The organism is Pseudomonas sp. R5-89-07 (assembly GCF_003851685.1).
Lineage (GTDB): Bacteria > Pseudomonadota > Gammaproteobacteria > Pseudomonadales > Pseudomonadaceae > Aquipseudomonas.
On record NZ_CP027727.1, the window covers coordinates 112,935 to 136,983 of the forward strand.

At 56.0% G+C, this 24,049-nt stretch carries 13 protein-coding genes, 2 tRNA genes and 4 rRNA genes; 10 read left to right on the plus strand and 9 right to left on the minus strand.

Annotation, left to right across the window (positions count from 1 at the left end; all coding sequences use genetic code 11):
* Positions 1 to 201: 201 nt before the first annotated feature.
* The 5 genes from C4J94_RS00540 to C4J94_RS00560 form a co-directional block, all read right to left on the minus strand.
* The gene (locus C4J94_RS00540; protein WP_124384524.1) at positions 202 to 1,695 is read right to left on the minus strand and encodes an acetyl-CoA hydrolase/transferase family protein; all 1,494 of its coding nucleotides are present in this window, start codon (positions 1,693 to 1,695) and stop codon (positions 202 to 204) included.
* 179 nt (positions 1,696 to 1,874) lie between these two features.
* Entirely contained in the window at positions 1,875 to 3,311 is a 1,437-nt protein-coding gene (locus tag C4J94_RS00545) for an NAD(P)(+) transhydrogenase (Re/Si-specific) subunit beta (protein ID WP_124384525.1), read from the minus strand.
* Positions 3,311 to 3,631: an NAD(P) transhydrogenase subunit alpha gene (locus C4J94_RS00550; protein ID WP_003187417.1), complete on the minus strand. Its 321-nt coding sequence runs from the start codon at positions 3,629 to 3,631 to the stop codon at positions 3,311 to 3,313. Before C4J94_RS00550 ends, C4J94_RS00545 begins: the two co-directional genes overlap by 1 nt.
* A gap of 15 nt (positions 3,632 to 3,646) precedes the next feature.
* Positions 3,647 to 4,768 (minus strand): Re/Si-specific NAD(P)(+) transhydrogenase subunit alpha, encoded by a 1,122-nt coding sequence (locus tag C4J94_RS00555; RefSeq protein ID WP_124384526.1) that lies wholly within the window; start codon positions 4,766 to 4,768, stop codon positions 3,647 to 3,649.
* 452 nt (positions 4,769 to 5,220) lie between these two features.
* Positions 5,221 to 6,120 carry a LysR family transcriptional regulator gene (locus tag C4J94_RS00560; RefSeq protein ID WP_124384527.1) on the minus strand — a complete coding sequence of 300 codons (900 nt, stop codon included), beginning with the start codon at positions 6,118 to 6,120 and terminating at the stop codon, positions 5,221 to 5,223.
* 158 nt (positions 6,121 to 6,278) lie between these two features.
* On the opposite strand from C4J94_RS00560, the gene C4J94_RS00565 reads away from it, so the two are divergent.
* From C4J94_RS00565 to C4J94_RS00605, 9 genes are all read left to right on the plus strand, one after another.
* On the plus strand, positions 6,279 to 7,460 hold the full coding sequence (locus C4J94_RS00565) for an acyl-CoA dehydrogenase (protein ID WP_010207882.1): 1,182 nt from the start codon (positions 6,279 to 6,281) through the stop codon (positions 7,458 to 7,460).
* 13 nt (positions 7,461 to 7,473) lie between these two features.
* Positions 7,474 to 8,694, plus strand: a complete 1,221-nt coding sequence (locus C4J94_RS00570; RefSeq protein ID WP_124384528.1) for a CaiB/BaiF CoA-transferase family protein — start codon at positions 7,474 to 7,476, stop codon at positions 8,692 to 8,694.
* A 563-nt stretch (positions 8,695 to 9,257) separates the two neighbouring features.
* Positions 9,258 to 10,794: ribosomal RNA gene (locus tag C4J94_RS00575) — 16S ribosomal RNA — on the plus strand.
* An 81-nt stretch (positions 10,795 to 10,875) separates the two neighbouring features.
* Positions 10,876 to 10,952 (plus strand) — tRNA-Ile (locus C4J94_RS00580).
* A 30-nt stretch (positions 10,953 to 10,982) separates the two neighbouring features.
* Positions 10,983 to 11,058, plus strand: a tRNA-Ala gene (locus tag C4J94_RS00585).
* 247 nt (positions 11,059 to 11,305) lie between these two features.
* A 23S ribosomal RNA gene (locus C4J94_RS00590) occupies positions 11,306 to 14,197 on the plus strand.
* Between the two features lie 155 nt (positions 14,198 to 14,352).
* Positions 14,353 to 14,468 (plus strand): 5S ribosomal RNA (rrf, locus tag C4J94_RS00595).
* 109 nt (positions 14,469 to 14,577) lie between these two features.
* Positions 14,578 to 14,693, plus strand: a 5S ribosomal RNA gene (gene rrf / locus C4J94_RS00600).
* Together the 16S, 23S and 5S rRNA genes with 2 tRNA genes alongside form the textbook arrangement of a ribosomal RNA operon.
* Positions 14,694 to 14,967: 274 nt before the next feature.
* The gene (locus C4J94_RS00605; protein ID WP_124384529.1) at positions 14,968 to 16,848 is read left to right on the plus strand and encodes a methyl-accepting chemotaxis protein; all 1,881 of its coding nucleotides are present in this window, start codon (positions 14,968 to 14,970) and stop codon (positions 16,846 to 16,848) included.
* An 82-nt stretch (positions 16,849 to 16,930) separates the two neighbouring features.
* Here C4J94_RS00605 and C4J94_RS00610 read toward each other — a convergent pair whose 3' ends face one another.
* The 4 genes from C4J94_RS00610 to C4J94_RS00625 all read right to left on the minus strand — a co-directional run bounded on the left by C4J94_RS00610 (position 16,931) and on the right by C4J94_RS00625 (position 23,097).
* On the minus strand, positions 16,931 to 20,308 hold the full coding sequence (locus tag C4J94_RS00610; RefSeq protein WP_124384530.1) for an amino acid adenylation domain-containing protein: 3,378 nt from the start codon (positions 20,306 to 20,308) through the stop codon (positions 16,931 to 16,933).
* Positions 20,305 to 21,252 carry a diiron oxygenase gene (locus tag C4J94_RS00615; RefSeq protein ID WP_124384531.1) on the minus strand — a complete coding sequence of 316 codons (948 nt, stop codon included), beginning with the start codon at positions 21,250 to 21,252 and terminating at the stop codon, positions 20,305 to 20,307. Before C4J94_RS00615 ends, C4J94_RS00610 begins: the two co-directional genes overlap by 4 nt.
* Positions 21,249 to 22,007, minus strand: a complete 759-nt coding sequence (locus C4J94_RS00620) for a DUF3050 domain-containing protein (RefSeq protein ID WP_124384532.1) — start codon at positions 22,005 to 22,007, stop codon at positions 21,249 to 21,251. The genes C4J94_RS00615 and C4J94_RS00620 overlap by 4 nt, the downstream gene beginning before the upstream one ends.
* 379 nt (positions 22,008 to 22,386) lie before the next feature.
* Complete coding sequence (locus C4J94_RS00625) at positions 22,387 to 23,097, minus strand: GntR family transcriptional regulator (RefSeq protein WP_124384533.1); 711 nt, start codon at positions 23,095 to 23,097, stop codon at positions 22,387 to 22,389.
* Between the two features lie 251 nt (positions 23,098 to 23,348).
* Between C4J94_RS00625 and lapG the strand changes: the two genes are divergently transcribed.
* Entirely contained in the window at positions 23,349 to 24,041 is a 693-nt protein-coding gene (lapG, locus tag C4J94_RS00630) for a cysteine protease LapG (RefSeq protein ID WP_124384534.1), read from the plus strand.
* The last annotated feature ends 8 nt before the right edge of the window (positions 24,042 to 24,049 follow it).

Genomic DNA, 24,049 nt, shown 5'->3' on the forward strand with positions numbered 1-24,049 from the left:
TGTTTATAGAGGCTGTACGGTACGGAATTGGTGCAACTGTACCTGTCTGCACTTAAATAGTGCGAAATTGGGGATTTTGAGGCGAGCAGTGGGATATTTCGGTAGGAAATTACCGGTACAGCAGTACAGTTTTTGCTAAAGATGCCGGTGAGACAGCCGGGCTGATAAAACTGTATTTGCCTCAGCCCGGTTGTGTATCGGTCAAGCCTTCAGCATGTGGCCGGTTTCTTCCAGGTTAATGTGCCAGCTCAGTGCTTCGCGCAGGATGTGCGGGGTATGCCCGCCGATCGCACAGGCGGCGTCGAAGTAATTGTTCAGCGCGTCGCGATACGCCGGGTGCACACAGTTGTCGATGATCACCCGAGCGCGCTCTCGTGGCGCCAGGCCACGCAAGTCAGCCAGGCCCACCTCGGTCACCAGGATATCTACGTCATGCTCGGTGTGGTCCACATGGCTCACCATTGGCACCACGCTGGAAATGGCACCGCCTTTGGCAATCGACTTGGTCACGAAGATCGCCAGGTGCGCATTGCGCGCAAAGTCCCCGGAACCGCCGATACCGTTCATCATTCGCGTGCCGCAGACATGGGTGGAGTTAACGTTGCCGTAGATATCGAACTCCAGCGCGGTGTTGATCCCAATAATGCCCAGGCGACGTACCACTTCAGGGTGATTGGAGATCTCCTGCGGGCGCAGCACCAGTTTGTCCTTGTAGTGCTCAAGGTTGCCGAACACATCGGCGTTGCGCCGTTCCGACAGGGTAATCGAGCTGCCGGAGGCGAAGCTCAGCTTGCCGGCGTCGATCAAGTCGAACGTCGAGTCCTGCAACACTTCCGAATACATGGTCAGGTCTTCGAACGGCGAGTCGATCAAGCCGCACATCACCGCGTTAGCGATATTGCCGATGCCGGCCTGCAGCGGGCCGAGCTTGTTGGTCATGCGCCCGGCGTCTACTTCCTGTTTCAGAAAGTTGATCAGGTGATTGGCGATGCCTTGGGTATCGGCGTCGGGTGGCGTCACGGTGGACGCAGAATCGGCCTGGTTGGTGATGACAATGGCGACGATCTTCTCGGGCGGGATCGGAATAGCCGGGCTGCCAATGCGGTCGTCGACTTTAACCAGCGGAATCGGGGTGCGCGTTGGCCGGTAGGAGGGGATATAGATGTCGTGCAGCCCTTCCAGGTTCGGGTTGTGCGCCAGGTTGATCTCGACGATCACTTGTTTGGCGAAAATCGCGAAGCTGGCCGAGTTACCCACCGAGGTAGTGGGCACGATATGCCCCAGCTCGGTGATCGCAACGGCTTCGATCACCGCGATGTCCGGCAACTTGAGCTGGTTGTTGCGCAGTTGCTCGACGGTTTCCGATAGGTGCTGGTCGATAAACATCACCTCGCCCGCATTGATCGCCTTGCGCAGCGTGCTGTCCACCTGGAATGGCATGCGGCGTGACAGCACGCCGGCTTCGGTCAACTGCTTGTCCAGGTCGTTACCCAGGCTGGCGCCGGTCATCAGGGTGATTTTCAGCGGCGAAGTCTTGGCGCGTTCGGCCAGGGCGTGGGGCACGGCCTTGGCTTCACCGGCACGGGTGAAGCCGCTCATGCCGACGGTCATGCCGTCCTCGATCAGTGCAGCGGCGTCTGCCGCGCTCATGACCTTGTTCAACAACGAAGGCAAGCGGATACGATCACGGTACATGAATGTTTATCTCAGGCTACGGAAGCAAGGTGGGCAGTGTAGTGATTTCAAAAAGTTTCGGCCCGCTACCATGGTCGAATGCCGAGTGGCGATTTAGAGCCTTTGGTCGGGTTTCACGTGGTAATAAAAAACCCCAGCCTACGTGAGGCCAGGGTTTCGGGTATTGCGCTGGCGCAGTGTTATTCGACGGCCTTGACCATATCTTCGATGACCTTCTTGGCATCGCCGAAGACCATCATGGTCTTGTCCAGGTAGAACAACTCGTTATCCAGGCCCGCGTAGCCGCTGGCCATCGAACGCTTGTTGACGATGATGGTCTTGGCCTTGAACGCCTCGAGGATCGGCATGCCGGCGATCGGTGAGTTCGGGTCGTTCTTGGCGGCCGGGTTGACCACGTCGTTGGCGCCCAGCACCAGTACCACATCGGCCTGGCCGAACTCGGAGTTGATGTCTTCCATCTCGAACACCTGGTCGTAAGGCACTTCTGCCTCGGCCAGCAGTACGTTCATGTGCCCTGGCATACGGCCCGCCACCGGGTGGATCGCGTACTTCACCGTCACGCCGCGATGAGTCAGCTTCTCGGTCAATTCCTTGAGCGCGTGTTGCGCCCGGGCCACGGCAAGGCCATAGCCCGGCACGATGATCACGGTGTCGGCGTTGGTCAGCAGGAAGGTGGCGTCGTCGGCCGAGCCGGACTTCACCGGGCGCGCTTCCTTGGAGCCTGTCGCTGCACCGGCATCCGGCGTATTGCCGAAACCGCCGAGCAGTACATTAAAGAAGGAGCGGTTCATCGCCTTGCACATGATGTACGAGAGGATCGCGCCGCTGGAGCCCACCAGGGAGCCGGCGATGATCAGCATCGAGTTGTTCAGCGAAAAGCCAATCCCCGCCGCCGCCCAGCCAGAGTAGCTGTTGAGCATCGACACCACGACCGGCATATCAGCGCCACCGATCGGGATGATGATCAGCACGCCCAGCACGAAAGCCAGGGCCAGCATCACTGCGAAAGCAGTGAGGTTGCCGGTGAACATGAACGTCAGCCCCAGGCCCAGGGTCAGCAGGCCCAGCACCAGGTTGAGCTTGTGCTGGCCACCGAACTGTACCGGTGCACCCTGGAACAGGCGGAACTTGTACTTGCCCGACAGCTTGCCGAAGGCGATCACCGAACCGGAGAAGGTGATTGCACCAATCGCCGCGCCAAGGAACAGTTCCAGGCGGTTGCCGGCAGGAATCGAGTCGCCCAGGTGTTTGACGATGCCCAGCGATTGCGGCTCGACGACAGCCGCGATGGCGATAAATACCGCTGCCAGGCCGATCATGCTGTGCATGAAGGCGACCAGCTCCGGCATCTTGGTCATTTCTACGCGCTTGGCCATGATCGAGCCGGCGGTGCCGCCGATCAGCAGGCCGACGATTACGTAGCCGATACCGGCGGTTGCCAGCTCAGCGCCGAGCTTATAGATGAGGCCAACGGTGGTGAGCACCGCCAGCGCCATGCCGAGCATGCCGAACAGGTTGCCGCGCCGCGAAGTGGTCGGGTGCGAGAGGCCCTTGAGGGCTTGGATGAAACAGATCGACGCAATCAGGTAGAGCGTCGTGACGAGGTTCATGCTCATTACTTTGGCGCCTCTTCTTTTACTTTCGGGGCTTTTTTCTTGAACATCTCAAGCATGCGCCGGGTGACCAGAAAGCCACCAAATACGTTGACGGCCGCCAGCGCCACGGCCAGGGTGCCCATCGTTTTGCCCAGCGGCGTCACCGTGAGGGCCGCGGCGAGCATCGCGCCGACGATCACGATGGCCGAAATGGCGTTGGTCACCGCCATCAACGGCGTGTGCAGTGCGGGTGTCACGTTCCAGACCACGTGGTAACCGACATAAATCGCCAGCACAAAGATGATCAGGTTGTAGATACCGGGGGAGATAAGCTCTTCCATCGTCTGAATCCCTGCTTAGGCGTTTTTGCGGATGACTTGGCCGTCGCGGCACATCAGGCACGCGGCGACGATGTCGTCTTCGAGGTTGATTTCAAACTGCCCTTCCTTGGTGAATACCAGTTTCAGGAAGTCCAGCAGGTTGCGTGCATACAACGCCGATGCATCGGCTGCCACGGCACCGGCCAGGTTGGTCGGGCCGCAAATGATCACACCGTTTTCCACCACGACTTGATCGGCGACGGTCAGCGGGCAGTTACCGCCCTGTGCTGCCGCGAGGTCAATGACCACCGAGCCGGGCTTCATCTGTGCGACGGTTTCGGCGCTGAGCAAGGTGGGTGCCTTGCGGCCGGGGATCAATGCGGTGGTGATAACGATGTCGGCTTGCTTGGCGCGCTCATGTACCGCCAGGGCCTGGCGCTGCATCCAGCTGGTAGGCATCGGACGTGCATAACCGCCGACGCCGACTGCGCATTCGCGTTCCTCATCGGTTTCGTAAGGCACGTCGACGAACTTGGCGCCGAGGGATTCAATCTGTTCCTTTACGGCCGGGCGTACGTCAGAGGCTTCGATCACTGCACCCAGGCGTTTCGCTGTTGCGATGGCCTGCAGACCTGCGACGCCGGCGCCGAGGATCAGCACACGGGCCGCTTTCACGGTACCTGCAGCGGTCATCAGCATCGGCATGAAGCGCGGGTAGTGATGGGCCGCCAGCAAGACGGCTTTATAGCCGGCGATGTTGGCCTGTGAGGACAGCACATCCAGGCTCTGGGCTCGCGAAGTGCGTGGCGCAGCTTCGAGAGCGAAGGCCGTGATGTCGCGTTCTGCAAGCTTGGCGATGGTTTCGTTGCTGAACGGGTTGAGCATGCCCACCAATACGGTGCCGCTGTTGATCAGCGCCAGTTCGCTGTCGCTCGGGGCGACCACCTTGAGGATCAATTCGGCGCCAAACGCATCGTTGGCGCCGCCAATGGTTGCGCCTGCCGTTTCATAGGCACTGTCGACGATGCTGGCTTTAATGCCTGCGCCGCTTTGTACAGTGACCTTATGGCCCTGGCCGATCAGCTTCTTGATGGTTTCCGGGGTGGCAGCCACCCGCGTTTCACCGGTCTGGGTTTCGAGAGGAACACCAATGTGCACGTCAAATCTCCTGCATGATCTTTTTGCTTTTGATCTTTTTGTAAAAAGGCCAGTGCGCCGTCAGTGGCGCAGCTGGGGCGGACGATCAGCACGATCCCGCTGAAATGACAGCGGGGCGCGGCATTTTGCAGGCGAACTTTACGGCCTTCAAGGGATTATGACGGGTGACGAAAAATTAACTACAAGTCACCCTGTGACTGATTGTCGCAATGCCAGGAAATAACCGCTTTAAATACAGATGTTTAAAGGCTTTACGGGATTTTAGGCTGGCATTTCCATCTTCGATGTGAATAGTCGGTTATTGGTCTGTGATAGTCGCTACAAGCCATGAGAATCATGGCCTTGAGCCTCATTTTCGTTTAGCCGATACAGTCTGCTTAAATGCGACATTCAATTATATCTGTAGTGCTTTAATTTATTTGACTACAAAGTCAGTAAGTAGCTCTATGCCTTTAAACATTGGAGTTGTAGCGCTGCGATTGAACAATCAGCCAATCTCGGAACGCGTGCAAGGAGGCGGATTCGACCTTTCGCTCCGGGATCATCAGGTAATAAGCCTTGTCGCTGCGCAGGGTTTGGTTGCTCGCGATCACCAGTCGTTTCTCTTTCAGCTCTCGCTGAATCAAGAAGGGTGGGATCAACGCGATGCCCATGTCATGCATTGCCGCCTGAGACAGCATTGAGAATAGCTCGTAACGCGGGCCTGTCATGTCGCGCGCGATGCTCAGCTGCTGGGCGTTGAACCACTGACGCCAGGCATAAGGGCGCGTTGTCTGCTGCAGCAGAGGCAGTTCGGAAATTTCCTGTGGAGTGAAGTGCGCGCGTTCGCCGAGCAAGCATGGGCTGCAGACGGGGACAGGGTTTTCGCCCATGAGCCTATGAGAGTGTGTGCCGGACCAGTCGGCATCGCCGAAGTAGATCGCGGCGTCGAATTCGGTGTCGGCAAACAGGAAGGGGCGCGTGCGGTTGGTCAGGTTGACGGTCACTTCCGGGTGCTGCTGTTGAAAGTCTTTCAAGCGCGGGATCAGCCACTGAGTGCCAAACGTAGGTACCACTGCCAGTTCGATGACGTTCGCGCCCTGCTGGCCCATGACGGAGAGGGTGTCGCGCTCCACTGCATCCAGTTGCGTCGCCACTCTGCGGCTATAGGACAGTCCGGCCTCGGTCAGCTTTACCCCGCGCCGCGAGCGTCGAAACAGCTCGACACTCAAAAACTCTTCAAGGCTGGCGATCTGTCGGCAGATCGCGCCTTGGGTGATGGAAAGCTCCAGCGCCGCCTTGGTGAAGCTCTCGTGGCGGGCCGCTGCTTCAAAGCTAATGAGTGCGGTAGTGCTGGGGATTTTCCTGCGCATATACATTGTCCTCACATGTAAGGCGCTTTTATCGGCCTTGTTGTGCATTACGAAGTGAGAAATTAGCACAAGCTCTTGCAGAAACCTCGTTTGCCCTCTGCACCGGCCCGGCCTAGTCTGCATGCACGACGTTTGATTCTTTTCGTGAGGACTTATTCATGGCTGGCAAGGCAAGCTTCAACTGGATCGATCCACTGCTGCTGGATCAACAACTCACCGAAGAGGAGCGCATGGTGCGTGACAGTGCCGAGCAGTTCGCTCAGGACAAGTTGGCTCCTCGTGTGCTTGAAGCTTTCCGCCATGAAAAGACCGACCCCGCGATCTTCCGCGAAATGGGCGAAACCGGTTTGCTGGGCGCGATGATCCCCGAGCAATACGGCGGCAGCGGCTTGAACTACGTCAGTTACGGGTTGATTGCCCGCGAAGTCGAGCGTGTCGATTCCGGTTATCGCTCGATGATGAGTGTGCAGTCCTCGTTGGTGATGGTGCCGATCAATGAATTCGGGACCGAAGCGCAAAAGCAGAAATACCTGCCGAAATTGGCCTCCGGCGAATGGATCGGCTGCTTCGGTCTCACCGAGCCCAATCATGGTTCGGATCCAGGCGCGATGATTACCCGTGCACGTAAAGTGGAGGGTGGCTACAGCCTGACCGGCGCGAAGATGTGGATCACCAACAGCCCGATCGCCGATGTATTTGTGGTCTGGGGTAAGGATGACGCCGGCGACATACGTGGTTTTGTCCTGGAAAAGGGCTGGAAGGGCCTGAGCGCTCCGGCGATTCACGGCAAGGTTGGCCTGCGGGCTTCCATCACCGGCGAGATTGTGATGGATAACGTATTTGTTCCGGAAGAAAACATCTTTCCGGATGTGCGTGGCTTGAAAGGTCCTTTTACTTGCCTGAATTCGGCGCGATACGGCATCTCTTGGGGAGCGCTGGGAGCTGCCGAGTTCTGCTGGCATACCGCGCGTCAGTACACCCTGGACCGTCAGCAGTTCGGTCGGCCATTGGCCGCCACGCAATTGATCCAGAAGAAGCTGGCCGACATGCAGACCGAGATCACGCTGGCGCTGCAAGGCTGCCTGCGTCTTGGGCGGATGAAGGATGAAGGGACTGCAGCGGTGGAGATTACGTCGATCATGAAGCGCAACTCTTGCGGCAAGTCCCTGGATATCGCGCGCATGGCTCGAGACATGCTCGGTGGCAACGGCATCTCCGACGAATTCGGGGTGGCGCGGCATTTGGTCAACCTGGAAGTGGTCAATACCTACGAAGGTACGCATGACGTGCATGCCCTGATCCTGGGGCGCGCGCAAACCGGTCTTCAGGCCTTCTATTAATAGGAGCACGGGCATGGGCGCGCTCTCGCATCTGCGGGTACTGGATTTGTCGCGAGTACTGGCGGGCCCTTGGTCCGGCCAGATACTTGCCGACCTTGGGGCCGAGGTGATCAAGGTCGAAAGGCCGGGAAATGGTGACGATACGCGTGCCTGGGGGCCGCCTTTCCTCAAGGACGCCTATGGTGAGAATACCAGCGAGGCGGCGTACTACCTGGCTGCCAACCGGAATAAGGAGTCGGTGACCATCGACTTCACCAAGCCTGAGGGACAGAAGCTGGTGCGTGACCTGGCGGCCAAGTCGGACATCCTGATCGAAAACTTCAAGGTGGGTGGCCTGGCGGCTTATGGCTTGGATTATGAGTCGCTCAAGGAAATAAATCCGGAGCTCATCTATTGCTCGATCACAGGCTTCGGCCAGACCGGACCTTACGCAACGCGTGCCGGCTATGACTTCATGATTCAAGGGCTGGGGGGGCTGATGAGCCTGACCGGCCGGCCTGAGGGGGATGAGGGCGCGGGGCCGGTGAAGGTTGGCGTGGCATTGACCGATATTCTCACGGGCCTCTATTCCACCGTGGCGATCCTGGCGGCGCTTGCTCACCGGGACCATGACGGCGGTGGGCAGCACATCGACATGGCGCTGTTGGATGTGCAAGTGGCGTGTCTGGCCAATCAGGCGATGAATTACCTGACGACTGGAGTCTCGCCGAAACGCCTGGGCAATGCGCATCCGAATATCGTGCCTTATCAGGACTTTCCTACGGCTGATGGTGATTTCATCCTGACGGTGGGTAATGACAGCCAGTTTCGCAAGTTCGCCGAAGTGGCTGGGCAGCCGCAGTGGGTGGATGATCCGCGGTTCTCTACGAACAAGATGCGGGTTGCCAACCGTGCGGCGTTGATTCCGCTGATTCGTCAGGCAACCGTCTTCAAGACTACGGCAGAGTGGGTGTCACAACTGGAGAAAGTCGGTGTGCCGTGCGGGCCGATCAACGATCTGGCGCAAATGTTTGCTGACCCTCAGGTGAAAGCGCGGGGGCTGGCCATAGAGCTGCCCCATGCTTTAGCGGGGATGGTGCCTCAGGTTGCCAGCCCGATACGGCTTTCAAAGACACCTGTGGAATATCGCAGTGCGCCTCCGTTGCTGGGTGAGCACACACTTCAGGTGCTGCAGGGTGTGCTGGGGCTGACACCATCGAGTGTGGCTGCTTTAAGAGAGGCTGGCGTTATCTGAATGCCCTTTCCTATATATGGAGGCGTCAGTCGATTGTTTTTTGATCAATCCTAACTAATTGATAAGAAAACGAAATTAGAAGTTGACGGCAGATTCTGGAAGCCTATAATTCGCCCCACTTCCGGCGCAGTCGAAACGGAAAACTCCTTGGTAAACAATGAGTTAAGTAGGTTTCGGCAGCAGGTTGCTTCAGTTCATCGAAGTCAAAAGGAAGTTGAAAAAGAGGTGTTGACAGCAGCGTGTAACGCTGTACAATTCGCCTCCCGCTTACGAGAGATCGCAAGCGCAAGTGGTTGAAGTTGTTGAAGAAATCTTCGAAAACTTCTGAAAATAACCACTTGACAGCAAATGAGGCTGCTGTAGAATGCGCGCCTCGGTTGAGACGAAAGATCTTAACCAACCGCTCTTTAACAACTGAATCAAGCAATTCGTGTGGGTGCTTGTGGAGTCAGACTGATAGTCAACAAGATTATCAGCATCACAAGTTACTCCGCGAGAAATCAAAGATGTAACCAACGATTGCTGAGCCAAGTTTAGGGTTTCTTAAAAACCCAAAGATGTTTGAACTGAAGAGTTTGATCATGGCTCAGATTGAACGCTGGCGGCAGGCCTAACACATGCAAGTCGAGCGGTAGAGAGAAGCTTGCTTCTCTTGAGAGCGGCGGACGGGTGAGTAATGCCTAGGAATCTGCCTGGTAGTGGGGGATAACGTTCGGAAACGGACGCTAATACCGCATACGTCCTACGGGAGAAAGCAGGGGACCTTCGGGCCTTGCGCTATCAGATGAGCCTAGGTCGGATTAGCTAGTTGGTGAGGTAATGGCTCACCAAGGCGACGATCCGTAACTGGTCTGAGAGGATGATCAGTCACACTGGAACTGAGACACGGTCCAGACTCCTACGGGAGGCAGCAGTGGGGAATATTGGACAATGGGCGAAAGCCTGATCCAGCCATGCCGCGTGTGTGAAGAAGGTCTTCGGATTGTAAAGCACTTTAAGTTGGGAGGAAGGGCAGTTACTTAATACGTGATTGTTTTGACGTTACCGACAGAATAAGCACCGGCTAACTCTGTGCCAGCAGCCGCGGTAATACAGAGGGTGCAAGCGTTAATCGGAATTACTGGGCGTAAAGCGCGCGTAGGTGGTTTGTTAAGTTGGATGTGAAATCCCCGGGCTCAACCTGGGAACTGCATTCAAAACTGACTGACTAGAGTGTGGTAGAGGGTGGTGGAATTTCCTGTGTAGCGGTGAAATGCGTAGATATAGGAAGGAACACCAGTGGCGAAGGCGACCACCTGGACCAACACTGACACTGAGGTGCGAAAGCGTGGGGAGCAAACAGGATTAGATACCCTGGTAGTCCACGCCGTAAACGATGTCAACTAGCCGTTGGGAGCCTTGAGCTCTTAGTGGCGCAGCTAACGCATTAAGTTGACCGCCTGGGGAGTACGGCCGCAAGGTTAAAACTCAAATGAATTGACGGGGGCCCGCACAAGCGGTGGAGCATGTGGTTTAATTCGAAGCAACGCGAAGAACCTTACCAGGCCTTGACATCCAATGAACTTTCCAGAGATGGATTGGTGCCTTCGGGAACATTGAGACAGGTGCTGCATGGCTGTCGTCAGCTCGTGTCGTGAGATGTTGGGTTAAGTCCCGTAACGAGCGCAACCCTTGTCCTTAGTTACCAGCACATAATGGTGGGCACTCTAAGGAGACTGCCGGTGACAAACCGGAGGAAGGTGGGGATGACGTCAAGTCATCATGGCCCTTACGGCCTGGGCTACACACGTGCTACAATGGTCGGTACAGAGGGTTGCCAAGCCGCGAGGTGGAGCTAATCCCACAAAACCGATCGTAGTCCGGATCGCAGTCTGCAACTCGACTGCGTGAAGTCGGAATCGCTAGTAATCGCGAATCAGAATGTCGCGGTGAATACGTTCCCGGGCCTTGTACACACCGCCCGTCACACCATGGGAGTGGGTTGCACCAGAAGTAGCTAGTCTAACCTTCGGGAGGACGGTTACCACGGTGTGATTCATGACTGGGGTGAAGTCGTAACAAGGTAGCCGTAGGGGAACCTGCGGCTGGATCACCTCCTTAATCGACGACATCAGCTGCTCCATGAGCTCCCACACGAATTGCTTGATTCATTGAAGAAGACGAAAGAAGCAGCCCGAAATTGGGTCTGTAGCTCAGTTGGTTAGAGCGCACCCCTGATAAGGGTGAGGTCGGCAGTTCGAATCTGCCCAGACCCACCAATTTTGTGTGGGAAACGCCTGTAGAAATACGGGGCCATAGCTCAGCTGGGAGAGCGCCTGCCTTGCACGCAGGAGGTCAACGGTTCGATCCCGTTTGGCTCCACCACTACTGCTTCTGTCGGTATAAAGCTTAGAAATGAGCATTCCATCGTTGTGATGGTGAATGTTGATTTCTAGTCTTTGACTAGTTCGTTCTTTAAAAATTTGGGTATGTGATAGAAAGATAGACTGAACGTTACTTTCACTGGTAACGGATCAGGCTAAGGTAAAATTTGTGAGTTCTCTTAACTGAGAAATTCGAATTTTCGGCGAATGTTGTCTTCACAGTATAACCAGATTGCTTGGGGTTATATGGTCAAGTGAAGAAGCGCATACGGTGGATGCCTTGGCAGTCAGAGGCGATGAAAGACGTGGTAGCCTGCGAAAAGCTTCGGGGAGTCGGCAAACAGACTTTGATCCGGAGATGTCTGAATGGGGGAACCCAGCCATCATAAGATGGTTACCTTACACTGAATACATAGGTGTATGGAGCGAACCAGGGGAACTGAAACATCTAAGTACCCTGAGGAAAAGAAATCAACCGAGATTCCCTTAGTAGTGGCGAGCGAACGGGGACTAGCCCTTAAGTGGCTTTGAGATTAGCGGAACGCTCTGGAAAGTGCGGCCATAGTGGGTGATAGCCCTGTACGCGAAAATCTCTTAGTCATGAAATCGAGTAGGACGGAGCACGAGAAACTTTGTCTGAATATGGGGGGACCATCCTCCAAGGCTAAATACTACTGACTGACCGATAGTGAACTAGTACCGTGAGGGAAAGGCGAAAAGAACCCCGGAGAGGGGAGTGAAATAGATCCTGAAACCGTATGCGTACAAGCAGTGGGAGCCCACTTTGTTGGGTGACTGCGTACCTTTTGTATAATGGGTCAGCGACTTATTTTCAGTGGCGAGCTTAACCGAATAGGGGAGGCGTAGCGAAAGCGAGTCTTAATAGGGCGTCTAGTCGCTGGGAATAGACCCGAAACCGGGCGATCTATCCATGGGCAGGTTGAAGGTTGGGTAACACTAACTGGAGGACCGAACCGACTACCGTTGAAAAGTTAGCGGATGACCTGTGGATCGGAGTGAAAGGCTAATCAAGCTCGGAGATAGCTGGTTCTCCTCGAAAGCTATTTAGGTAGCGCCTCATGTATCACTGTAGGGGGTAGAGCACTGTTTCGGCTAGGGGGTCATCCCGACTTACCAAACCGATGCAAACTCCGAATACCTACAAGTGCCGAGCATGGGAGACACACGGCGGGTGCTAACGTCCGTCGTGAAAAGGGAAACAACCCAGACCGTCAGCTAAGGTCCCAAAGTTATGGTTAAGTGGGAAACGATGTGGGAAGGCTTAGACAGCTAGGAGGTTGGCTTAGAAGCAGCCACCCTTTAAAGAAAGCGTAATAGCTCACTAGTCGAGTCGGCCTGCGCGGAAGATGTAACGGGGCTCAAACCATACACCGAAGCTACGGGTATCACGTAAGTGATGCGGTAGAGGAGCGTTCTGTAAGCCTGTGAAGGTGAGTTGAGAAGCTTGCTGGAGGTATCAGAAGTGCGAATGCTGACATGAGTAACGACAATGGGTGTGAAAAACACCCACGCCGAAAGACCAAGGTTTCCTGCGCAACGTTAATCGACGCAGGGTTAGTCGGTCCCTAAGGCGAGGCTGAAAAGCGTAGTCGATGGAAAACAGGTTAATATTCCTGTACTTCTGGTTATTGCGATGGAGGGACGGAGAAGGCTAGGCCAGCTTGGCGTTGGTTGTCCAAGTTTAAGGTGGTAGGCTGGAATCTTAGGTAAATCCGGGATTCTAAGGCCGAGAGCTGATGACGAGTCGTCTTTTAGACGACGAAGTGGTTGATGCCATGCTTCCAAGAAAAGCTTCTAAGCTTCAGGTAACCAGGAACCGTACCCCAAACCGACACAGGTGGTTGGGTAGAGAATACCAAGGCGCTTGAGAGAACTCGGGTGAAGGAACTAGGCAAAATGGCACCGTAACTTCGGGAGAAGGTGCGCCGGTGAGGGTGAAGGACTTGCTCCGTAAGCTCATGCCGGTCGAAGATACCAGGCCGCTGCGACTGTTTATTAAAAACACAGCACTCTGCAAACACGAAAGTGGACGTATAGGGTGTGACGCCTGCCCGGTGCCGGAAGGTTAATTGATGGGGTTAGCTAACGCGAAGCTCTTGATCGAAGCCCCGGTAAACGGCGGCCGTAACTATAACGGTCCTAAGGTAGCGAAATTCCTTGTCGGGTAAGTTCCGACCTGCACGAATGGCGTAACGATGGCGGCGCTGTCTCCACCCGAGACTCAGTGAAATTGAAATCGCTGTGAAGATGCAGTGTATCCGCGGCTAGACGGAAAGACCCCGTGAACCTTTACTATAGCTTTGCACTGGACTTTGAATTTGCTTGTGTAGGATAGGTGGGAGGCTTTGAAGCGTGGACGCCAGTCTGCGTGGAGCCAACCTTGAAATACCACCCTGGCAACTTTGAGGTTCTAACTCAGGTCCGTTATCCGGATCGAGGACAGTGTATGGTGGGTAGTTTGACTGGGGCGGTCTCCTCCTAAAGAGTAACGGAGGAGTACGAAGGTGCGCTCAGACCGGTCGGAAATCGGTCGTAGAGTATAAAGGCAAAAGCGCGCTTGACTGCGAGACAGACACGTCGAGCAGGTACGAAAGTAGGTCTTAGTGATCCGGTGGTTCTGTATGGAAGGGCCATCGCTCAACGGATAAAAGGTACTCCGGGGATAACAGGCTGATACCGCCCAAGAGTTCATATCGACGGCGGTGTTTGGCACCTCGATGTCGGCTCATCACATCCTGGGGCTGAAGCCGGTCCCAAGGGTATGGCTGTTCGCCATTTAAAGTGGTACGCGAGCTGGGTTTAGAACGTCGTGAGACAGTTCGGTCCCTATCTGCCGTGGACGTTTGAGATTTGAGAGGGGCTGCTCCTAGTACGAGAGGACCGGAGTGGACGAACCTCTGGTGTTCCGGTTGTCACGCCAGTGGCATTGCCGGGTAGCTATGTTCGGAATAGATAACCGCTGAAAGCATCTAAGCGGGAAACTAGCCTCAAGATGAGATCTCACTGGAACCTTGAGTTCCCTGAAGGGCCGTCGAAGACTACGACGTTGATAGGTTGGGTGTGTAAGCGCTGTGAGGCGTTGAGCTAACCAATACTAATTGCCCGTGAGGCTTGACCATATAACACCCAAGCAATTTGCGACTCGAGAGAGACCAGATTGCGGTGTGTGAAGACGCAATGAACCGAAAGTTCGACGCTCACAAAACACTGAATTCTATTACATACCCAATTTGCTGAAGCGAGGCCATCTGGTCACGACTCAGTACCCGAATTTCTTGACGACCATAGAGCATTGGAACCACCTGATCCCATCCCGAACTCAGCAGTGAAACGATGCATCGCCGATGGTAGTGTGGGGTTTCCCCATGTGAGAGTAGGTCATCGTCAAGATTAAATTCCAGAACCCCTGTTTGCTCACGCAGACAGGGGTTTTGTTTATGTAGAAGTCCATGAATTTCACCGGCACGTTGCTGACGCAACGATCTGGTACACAGAATTTCTTGACGACCATAGAGCATTGGAACCACCTGATCCCATCCCGAACTCAGCAGTGAAACGATGCATCGCCGATGGTAGTGTGGGGTTTCCCCATGTGAGAGTAGGTCATCGTCAAGATTGAATTCCGAAACCCCTGTCTGCTAACGCAGACAGGGGTTTTGTCGTTTAGGGCTGTCTGTGGCCGATATCGGGCTACGCACCTACCGCCTGTCGGCCCTCTGCGCTAAAAGAGGAAGATTCACACAAAGTCCTAAGATTTATCGATTTCTTGCCGAAAGCCTGACGAGCCATGCGTGCACCGAAATAGAGCGGTCGCAGAGTCCGCCTATCGCGTTACATGGAATGTTCCACTCGGCACGCTCACCCCCCTTTGGCAAAAGAAGTCGATGAAATGAATCTCAAGTTCAGTCATAAAATTCTGTTGGCTGCGTCAGGCGTCGTGGTTCTGGCCTTTGCGCTGTTCACGCTTTATAACGATTACCTGCAGCGCAACACCATCAGGCAAAACCTGGCGTCTTCTATCCAGCAATCCGGCGAGCTAACCGCCAGCAGTGTGCAGAACTGGCTCAGCGGCCGCATCCTGGTCCTTGAAAACCTGGCACAAAACGTTGCTCATCAAGGGAGCGGCGCGGACCTTCCCGGCTTGGTCGATCAACCGGCGCTCACCGCCAACTTCCAGTTCACCTATGTTGGCCAGGTCAACGGTGTATTCACCCAGCGCCCCGATGCGAAGATGCCTGAAGGCTATGACCCACGTCAGCGCCCTTGGTACAAGCAAGCCGTAGCAGCCGACAAAACCATGCTTACCCCGCCTTATATGGCGGCTGTAGGCGGCCAGATCGTGACAATCGCCATGCCGGTGAAGAAGAACGGAGAGTTGCTCGGCGTAGTAGGTGGTGACTTGAGCCTGCAAACCTTGGTGAAGATTATCAACTCGGTAGATTTTGGCGGTATTGGCCATGCGTTCCTGGTCAGTGGTGATGGCCAAGTCATCGTCAGTCCCGACCAGGATCAGGTGATGAAAAACCTCAAGGACATCTATCCTGGCAGCCAAGTGCGCATCGAGAAGGTTAACCAGGACGTAGTCCTCAATGGACAAGACCGAATCCTCTCGTTTACCCCAATCAGCGGTTTGCCGGGCGCTGACTGGTACATCGGTTTGTCTATCGACAGAGACAAAGCCTACGCCGCACTGGGTAAATTCCGCACTTCAGCGTTGATCGCGATGCTTATCGCCGTGGTAGCGATTGCCGTACTGCTGAGTCTGTTGATTCAAGTGTTGTTACGCCCGTTGACCACCATGGGCGTCGCCATGCAGGACATCGCCCAAGGCGAAGGTGATCTGACCCGACGCCTCGATGTGACCAGCAAAGATGAGTTCGGCGAAGTCGGGAGCGCATTCAATCAGTTCGTCGAACGGATCCACGCCTCGATCTCCGAAGTTTCGTCGGCGACACGCCAGGTGCATGATTTGTCCCAGCGCGTGATGGCGTCGTCCAACGCATCGATCATTGGCTCTGACGAACAAAGCGCTCGTACCAACAGCGTGGCAGCCGCGATCAACGAACTGGGCGCCGCTACCCAGGAAATCGCACGTAACGCCGCCGATGCCTCGCAGCATGCCAGCGGTGCCAGCGAGCAAGCTGATGATGGGCGCAAGGTGGTCGAGCAGACCATCCAGGCGATGTCGGAACTGTCGCAGAAAATCAGCCTGTCCTGCACGCAGATCGAAACCCTCAACGCCAGTACCGACAACATCGGGCACATTCTTGATGTGATCAAGGGCATCTCCCAGCAGACCAACCTGCTCGCGCTTAACGCGGCAATCGAAGCTGCCCGTGCTGGCGAAGCTGGGCGTGGGTTTGCCGTGGTCGCTGATGAGGTGCGTAACCTGGCTCACCGTACCCAGGAGTCGGCAGAAGAGATCCACAAAATGATCACTTCCCTGCAAGTGGGCTCGCGTGAAGCCGTGACCACCATGAACGCTAGCCAAGCCTCCAGCGAAGAAAGCGTCGAAGTGGCTAACCAGGCAGGCGAGCGTCTGGTCAGCGTGACGCAGCGAATCGTTGAGATCGACGGCATGAACCAATCGGTCGCCGCTGCTACTGAGGAACAAACGGCGGTGGTTGAAACCCTCAACGTCGACATCAACCAGATCAACCTGCTCAATCAGCAAGGCGTGGCCAATCTTAACGAGACGCTCAAGGACTGCGATGCACTGTCCCAGCAGGCCAGTCGACTGAAGCAATTGGTCGATAGCTTCAAAATCTGATCCTGGCTGTATCGGAGCGAGCCTCGCTCCGACACTCAGCCAAGCAGCTAAAGCACGCGGTCTGCTGCGGCCCCACAGCCGCTCAGAGAAAGCCAATGGCCCTGAGGTAGTCACAGCCCTTGCGTAACAGCGCGGGGCTCTTGGGCGGATAGTGTGCGCCCATCTGCTCCAGCCCCCACTGGGCATTGCTGTGATGGATCATCGACGTGTCGCCGATGTCTTCCCCCAGCCCATCAAGGTAGAAGCCCAGTACGCCAAACAATGCATTGTCACTGCGCACTGTTCGCAACGCCCATTGCCAATGTTCAAGGCTGACTCGTTCAAAGGTGTGCCCTGCCAGGCTGAACGCATCAACATACTGGTCCCAACTCAAAGGTTGTGGATTGTGCAGGTTGAACACATTTCGCCCCTCGACAAACCGCGGGCTGTGAAACGCGATAAAGCGCGCCAGGAAGTCCACCGGCATCAGATCGAAATTCCCCGCTATTGTAGGGACCATGCCTAACTGCAACGAACCTTTGAGCATCAACATCAATCGGTTTTTATGAGGTTGGCAGACACCGTTCTGACTGTTGAAACTGATATTCCCCGGTCTATGAATATTCACCCAGCCCCCTCGCTCGACGGCACGCCCCAACAGTCGCTCCGCCACCCACTTCGAGAGGTTGTAGCCATTTTTTACGTAGATCGGCAACGCGAGGCTTGCGGGTGCTTCGAGAACATACCGATCACTGTCGATGCCACTGCAAGCCGACAGCGTTGAAATGAAGTTGAAAACTTTCTTACAGTGGGTCTCGCAAAGACGCAGGCATTCAAACACCGGTTCGACGTTGTCCTTGGCAAGTGTTGTGTAGTCGATCACATGGTTGACCTGAGCCGCATTGTGCACAAGCACGCCGTGAGTGCGGGCAAGGTGGTCGTACGCCTCACAGGACAGGCCCAGGCGTGGTAGGCAAAGGTCGGCCGCGTACACCTGCACTCGGCTTCGATCCAAGTGCTCCAGGTGGTATTCGCGCAACGCCTGAGTGAATCGTTCCTGCGCCGACTGGCCTGGCAGCGCCCGAACCAGGCACGCTACTTCCTGCGCCCCACCAGCCAGCAACGCCTGGACGATATGCACGCCGACGAAGCTGTTTGCCCCCGTGACGATCACCTTGCGCGGGTCTCCTGCCTGCGCTTCAGGGAGCACTTCAAACTCCAAGGCTCGGGACGCATCTTTTTCCATCTGGCTAAACGATGCGTTCGGCAGCGCTCCGCCCGCCATCTGCAGGGCCAGAGAGCGAATCGTCGGAGCTTCAAAAAACTGGCTCAAGGAAAGGCTGCGACCAAACTGCTCGCGCAGGCGCAGTAACAAGGTGGACAGCAGGATCGAATGGCCACCCAGGTTGAAAAAGCTTTCGTCGATTGACACTTCGTCGGCAGGCAACCCTAACAATTGCGCCCATAGGCCCACCAGCTGCGCCTGGACGGGCGTGCGTGTACTGCAACGCGCCACCTCGTGGGCACGAGTGTCAGGTGCCGTGCGCAACGCGTTGCGATCGATCTTGCCGTTGCTGGAAGCGGGCAGGCTCGGCAGCTCGCTCCAGGCGACAGGTTGCATATACTCAGGCAGCCACTGCCGGGCATGCGCCTTCAGGCTGGCCAGCGTGGCTCCGGGTTCGGGCTGGGCTGCAAAGCCAATGATTCTATGCGCCTGGTCAATCACCACTGCCACTTGGCGAAACAATCGACTGCTGCGCAGGCACTGCTCAATCTCCTGAGGCTCGACTCGAAAACCTCGGATCTTGACTTGATCGTCCCGTCGCCCACCCAACTCAATACCGTCCTGCGTCCATTTCGCCAAGTCGCCGCTGCGATAAGCCTGCAGCCATTGTCCATCGGGCAACCGCAGCTTGACGAATGGGGAGTCGGCCTGTGGTGGCCCGTTCATGTAGCCCAGGCTTACCCCCGGGCCTGCGATATAAAGATCGCCCATCACGTGTTCATCCACCGGTTGCAAGTGCTCGTCGAGGATCAGGACCTGACTGTTGGCAATGGGCAAGCCGATGTTGCGATTGCTGTCATCGTGCTGAAACGTCCGATGGGTTGCCAGTACCGTGGCTTCAGTGGGGCCATAGAGGTTGTGCATCTGGCATTGGCCTGCCATTCGCTCGATCACGTGGGGCTCGCAAAAATCACCGCCAGTGAGCAAATGGGAGAGGTCCAAAGACTGGTCCTGGGGCAGGATGCTGAGCAGTGCCGGTGGCAAAAAAGCATGGGTGACACGCTGCTGGCGTATCAACTCGACCAGTTGCTGAGGATCGTGACGTTGGTCTGCGCCAGGGACAACCAACTCAGCGCCCGCCATCAAGGCGGGGAAAATATCGATCAGCGAAGAGTCAAAGCTCAGCGGCGAAAATTGCAGGACGCGGCTTTTATCGTCCAGCGCCACATGGGCACCGAGCCAGGCTGTGAAGTGCGCCAAATTATGCTGACTGAGCAACACGCCCTTGGGTCGCCCGGTGGTGCCGGAGGTAAAAAGCGCCATGCACGGCGCGTCGGCGTGGGGACGATGGCGCATCAGCGCTTGCGTGGGGTCGATGCCTTGTGGGGAGAGTGTGCTCACATCAAGCGAGGCGAAATGATCCCGCAATGAATGCAAGCCATCCTCCAGCAATAGGCAGGCACCTGCGCTTATCAGCATGCTCTGCTGGCGTTTTACCGGATGATCCGGAGACAGCGGCAAATACACCGCGCCGCAACCCAACACCGCCAGAATACTTGCGTAAAGCTCGGTGGATCTGTCCAGGCATACACCCACCACCGGCGGGGTTTCAATGCCCTCCAGCAGGGGCAGAAAGCGCTGTTGAATGGCGACCGCTTTTTCCTGAAGTTGCCGATAAGTCACCACACGACCCGCGATATTCAGCGCTGTACGATGAGCGAAGGTGCCAAGGCTGGCTTGCAACCGTTCGATCATGGGCACCTGTGCCGCGCGTAGCAGCGCTGCGTCTGCTGTACGGTTGAACCGATGCATGAACGCCAGTGCCTCCAGTCCTTGCAAGCCGTGTTCGGAGGAGGTGTCTGGGGTGGCCGTCGTACAAAAATAGCCTGGATCTCTTGAGAATCCGCTGACCAACGACGCTGCCCAGTCCACCAAGGCGTCCTTCGCACGACGGCGCAATCGCTGGCCGTTGCCGCTGGGCTCCTCGGCCACGTCGTGCACCGCTAACAAGCGTCGCTCACGGTCGTAGCAGCGAAACTGAAGCCTCGGTAGCCCGTTTGCGGACACTGGGCCGATGCCCAATCGCAGGCTCATCCAAGGCGCGTCGATGGATAAAGCTGATGGTGCCGGGCTGCCGTCCTCAATGACCAGGTCGACCGACCCCGGCCCGGCGGTATGCCCGTATTGTTCCAGCACATGCCTGAGGGCCTCCAGCGCTCCACTCGCAACGCCCCATTCAATCGTCAGGCGCCTCATGTCACTCTCCCCAGTACGAGAAAGTAATCACCCAGGGCTCGTTTCACGCTAGGGGTGTGCAGCATGCCGCTGTGATGCAGGAAGCTCGTGATATTGCCCATCATCGGGTGCTGGGGGGTGATGGGAAAGTCCAACGCAACGATTTCGTCATGCAGTGCCAAACGGATATCGGCACCGATATCCAGGTGTTCGACCAACTGCAGGTCGAAGCTTTTTTGTAGTTCGTTGGTCAGGTAATGGGCCAGGAAAATCGGTAGCACGCCTGCGATACTGTCGCGGTCTTGCGCGCTTGCCGACTGCCAGTAGATGCGCACCAATTGTGTCCAGAACCGGGCGTGGCGCCCTTCATCGAACAGGTGGTCGGCCATCAGGCCGCGCACTGACGCCTTGACGCTGTCGTCGTTGGAAAAGGCCGCCACGTCATGGGTGACGGTGTTTTCGGCGATGGCCACGACGATCAACTCGACGGCATCGCACAGGTGCTCCGGTGCCTGCGCCAGGGCTGCCGGCAAGGCTCGGCTCAGTTCGATACGCCCGGGCAGGTCGAGGGGCTGGATGCCGGTCAATTCCACGGCTTGTTGCAGGAAGTCCAGCGCCACCAATGCGTGGTAATCCTCATCCACCACGACGGTCATCGCGTCGTAGCGGCAGGCGAGGGGCAGGGGCAGCGAGAAGCGATTCTTGGCGATACTGCGGGCGGTCTTGTCGACGATCTCGGTTTCGAAAATGACGATGTCATGGATGAATCGGTAAAAGCTCTGCGTCAGCACAAAGTCGCGCCACTGTGGGCAGTGCTTGAGGAAAGTCGCACTCAGTACCAGAGGCTGGCGGCACAGGGGGTAGATCAGTTTGCCGTCGTTTTCCAACACACGGCGCGGGCGGGTGCGGACGGTGGCACGACGCTCCCAGTCTTCGGCGAAGGAGCGGTAGTCGGTGGTACTCATGGATGTACCTCTTGCATTGAGGCCTGCACGTCATCCCAAAAGGTAATGCGGCTTTCCAGGGCATCGAGGGCGGCATTATCGGCTTGTCGCTGGCGAGTCGGGTCTGCGCCGATCAAACCCTGGAGCATCTGTTCTGCTGCCGGCCCATGCTCCTGGCTATCCAGCTCGATGTGGCGGTTGAGGTAGTGACACAAGATGGGGGCCTGACGGGCAATGAAGGGGCTGGCGCGCAAAAGGCGCTCGAACATCGAGGCAATCACACCCTCGCGCCCATGCAAAAAGGCAGCCGCTACGCAGTGGGTGGGGGCGCTGAGTGCGATCTGCCATGTGCTGTCGACAAAGCGGGGTACACCGGGAGGGGCACCGATCATTTGCAGCGCTGCGCTTACTTCCACTCCCTGATGTTGCAGCTCAATGAAACGTGCGATGACGCGGGTGTTGGCGCCCACCTCTGCCATGGCCTCCAGGTACAGCTCAAAGTGGCTGCAGTGGCCGCGGGTCGGATGTTCGTCTGACTCCTCACCCAGCACGATTTCATTGATCAGGCGCGCAGCCTGCGGATGGGTGGGCGGAAGCCAGGGTATTTGCGTACAAGTAAGGTCTTGTTGCAGGCGTTTGGTCAGGGTCATGAAGTCCCAAACCGCAAATACATGGCTTTCCATAAAGTGTTGTAATTTGCTAAGTGAAGTTATTCCTACAAATAGCGGGTGGCTGCACACGTGCAGTTTTTTTTGTTCGAGCAAGTGATGATGCATGGTTGACGCCTATAAAGTTGTTGCGGCTGCTCTAGTTGCAGTGATGGGTGTTGTAGTTGTTAGATGAATAATTGACGTTAAGGCGCGCTCACGCGAGGAGCGCTGATGCAATACGCGGGCAGCTGATGGACAGGGTTTATTGAGTCGGTTTGTGATAATAAGCTGGATAAACGTTTAGATGAGTTTGTAAATGTATGAGTTGTTTTTTCGAGCGAAAGCTTACGACGGAAACAGGTATTTTTAAGCGTGAGAGATTTCCTTATATAGCGCTGATCTAACTAAGGGTTGCCAGTTTGTTTACAGCGTTATCAACGCGGGACGCTTCCTGATAAGGAAGGTAACCCCGCGATGCAAAGGTTCAAGGAAAGGTGCGAACGCCTTACGATGTGCCGTTTCTATCCGCAGTTTCGAGGCTATTGAGGTAGGTATTGATGACCTCCATGCCTCGCATCAGGTGATTACGTAGTGTCAGGACGCTCTCTTCGGTTTTCTTCTGCATTACCAGGCGCAGCAGTTCGCGGTGATCTTCCTGTGACGTCTCGCCCAGTCCCATCGACTCGAGGTTGAAGCGCAGAAAACGCTCCTCTTCATTCAGTCCATGCTCCACCAGTTTGAGCAGGCGATGGTTTGGCGCCTTGCCATACAAGACCATGTGAAACAGACGATTGAGGCGACCGATCTCGCTGTAGTCCTTTTCACACTCCAGCGCATCGATATAGGCCTCTGCCTCGGCGGTATCAGACTCAGTGAGCAATGGGATCGACAAGCGCAAGGCCTCGGACTCCAATAGCAGGCGCAGGGCATAGGTTTCGGCCGAATTATCCTCGATCAATGGAGCAACCACAGCACCCTTGTGGGTCACCACATGCAGCAGGGACTGTGCCTCCAACTGGCGCAAAGCCTCACGCACCGGCATGCGGCTGACGCCGAACAGGCTGGCAAGCTCTTGCTGGCGCATCGCGGTGCCACAGGGCAACCGTCCGTCTAGAATGGCGTTGCGCAACGTTTCTTCAATAACGGCGCGGGCAAGATGAGCGGGAATTGGCCCATTGACCTTGATACTGCTTAAAGGGTTCGGCTTCGGCGTCACGGTTACGCTACCCTCCTTCCTGAATAATAAAGTGTGGTTATTGGATCCAAAGCACACTAGAGATGGCCCAGGCACTTGTCAAACAACCAAAGTTTCCGTTTGTAAGGGCCTACAGTGTGATTTTTATGCGTCTCACAGGAGGCGGTTATAAACTCGTTCTGCTGATGAATGATCTCACTATGCCATTGTTTTTTGTGAGACGAAGCTTCACCATCCCTTGAAATTCCGTCTCTTCTCATGGACTGAACGCCTTGGCGGTAAGTTTTATTCCCTATCGAGTTTTTTGCTGGCTTTTATCAGCGATCTTATTGGCCGGCCTGATGCTTGGCGGGCTGCATGCCGATTGGGATTTCTCGCAGATCAGCCGCAAGGCTAGCGCCTTGTACGGGCCATTGGGCGAGGGCCAGCAGCGTATTGACGCCTGGCAGCGGCTGCTGACCAGCGAAAAACAGGTCAGCGAGCCAGAACAGCTCAAGGTTGTTAACTTGTTTTTCAATAAACAAATGACCTACGTGGAAGACATCGATCTCTGGCACGCGGTCGACTATTGGGAGACACCCATCGAGGCACTCTGGAAGGGCGCCGGTGACTGCGAAGACTACGCCATCGCCAAGTATTTCAGTTTGCGTCACCTGGGCGTGTCCAGCGACAAATTGCGCATTACCTACGTCAAGGCCTTGCGTCAGAATCGCGCGCATATGGTCTTGACCTACTATTCGACCCCCGACGCCATCCCGCTGGTGCTCGACAGCCTGATGGATGACATCCTGCCGGCAACCCGTCGTACCGATTTGATCCCGGTGTATTCATTCAATGCCGAGGGGTTGTACTTGCCCGGTGCCAAGGGCAACAAGAAGGTCGGTGATACCAAACGCTTGTCGCGCTGGCAGGATGTGTTGAAAAAAATGCGTGCGGAAGGCTTTCCAGCCGAGCCTGCCAACTAGGAGTAACT

Excerpts from the sequence above, each read along its gene's own strand:
- C4J94_RS00540 (WP_124384524.1), bottom strand. The coding sequence starts at position 1,695 with ATGTACCGTGATCGTATCCGCTTGCCTTCGTTGTTGAACAAGGTCATG.
- C4J94_RS00545 (WP_124384525.1), bottom strand. The coding sequence starts at position 3,311 with ATGAGCATGAACCTCGTCACGACGCTCTACCTGATTGCGTCGATCTGT.
- C4J94_RS00550 (WP_003187417.1), bottom strand. The coding sequence starts at position 3,631 with ATGGAAGAGCTTATCTCCCCCGGTATCTACAACCTGATCATCTTTGTG.
- C4J94_RS00560 (WP_124384527.1), bottom strand. The coding sequence starts at position 6,120 with ATGCGCAGGAAAATCCCCAGCACTACCGCACTCATTAGCTTTGAAGCA.
- C4J94_RS00565 (WP_010207882.1), top strand. The coding sequence starts at position 6,279 with ATGGCTGGCAAGGCAAGCTTCAACTGGATCGATCCACTGCTGCTGGAT.
- C4J94_RS00570 (WP_124384528.1), top strand. The coding sequence starts at position 7,474 with ATGGGCGCGCTCTCGCATCTGCGGGTACTGGATTTGTCGCGAGTACTG.
- C4J94_RS00605 (WP_124384529.1), top strand. The coding sequence starts at position 14,968 with ATGAATCTCAAGTTCAGTCATAAAATTCTGTTGGCTGCGTCAGGCGTC.
- C4J94_RS00610 (WP_124384530.1), bottom strand. The coding sequence starts at position 20,308 with ATGAGGCGCCTGACGATTGAATGGGGCGTTGCGAGTGGAGCGCTGGAG.
- C4J94_RS00615 (WP_124384531.1), bottom strand. The coding sequence starts at position 21,252 with ATGAGTACCACCGACTACCGCTCCTTCGCCGAAGACTGGGAGCGTCGT.
- C4J94_RS00620 (WP_124384532.1), bottom strand. The coding sequence starts at position 22,007 with ATGCATCATCACTTGCTCGAACAAAAAAAACTGCACGTGTGCAGCCAC.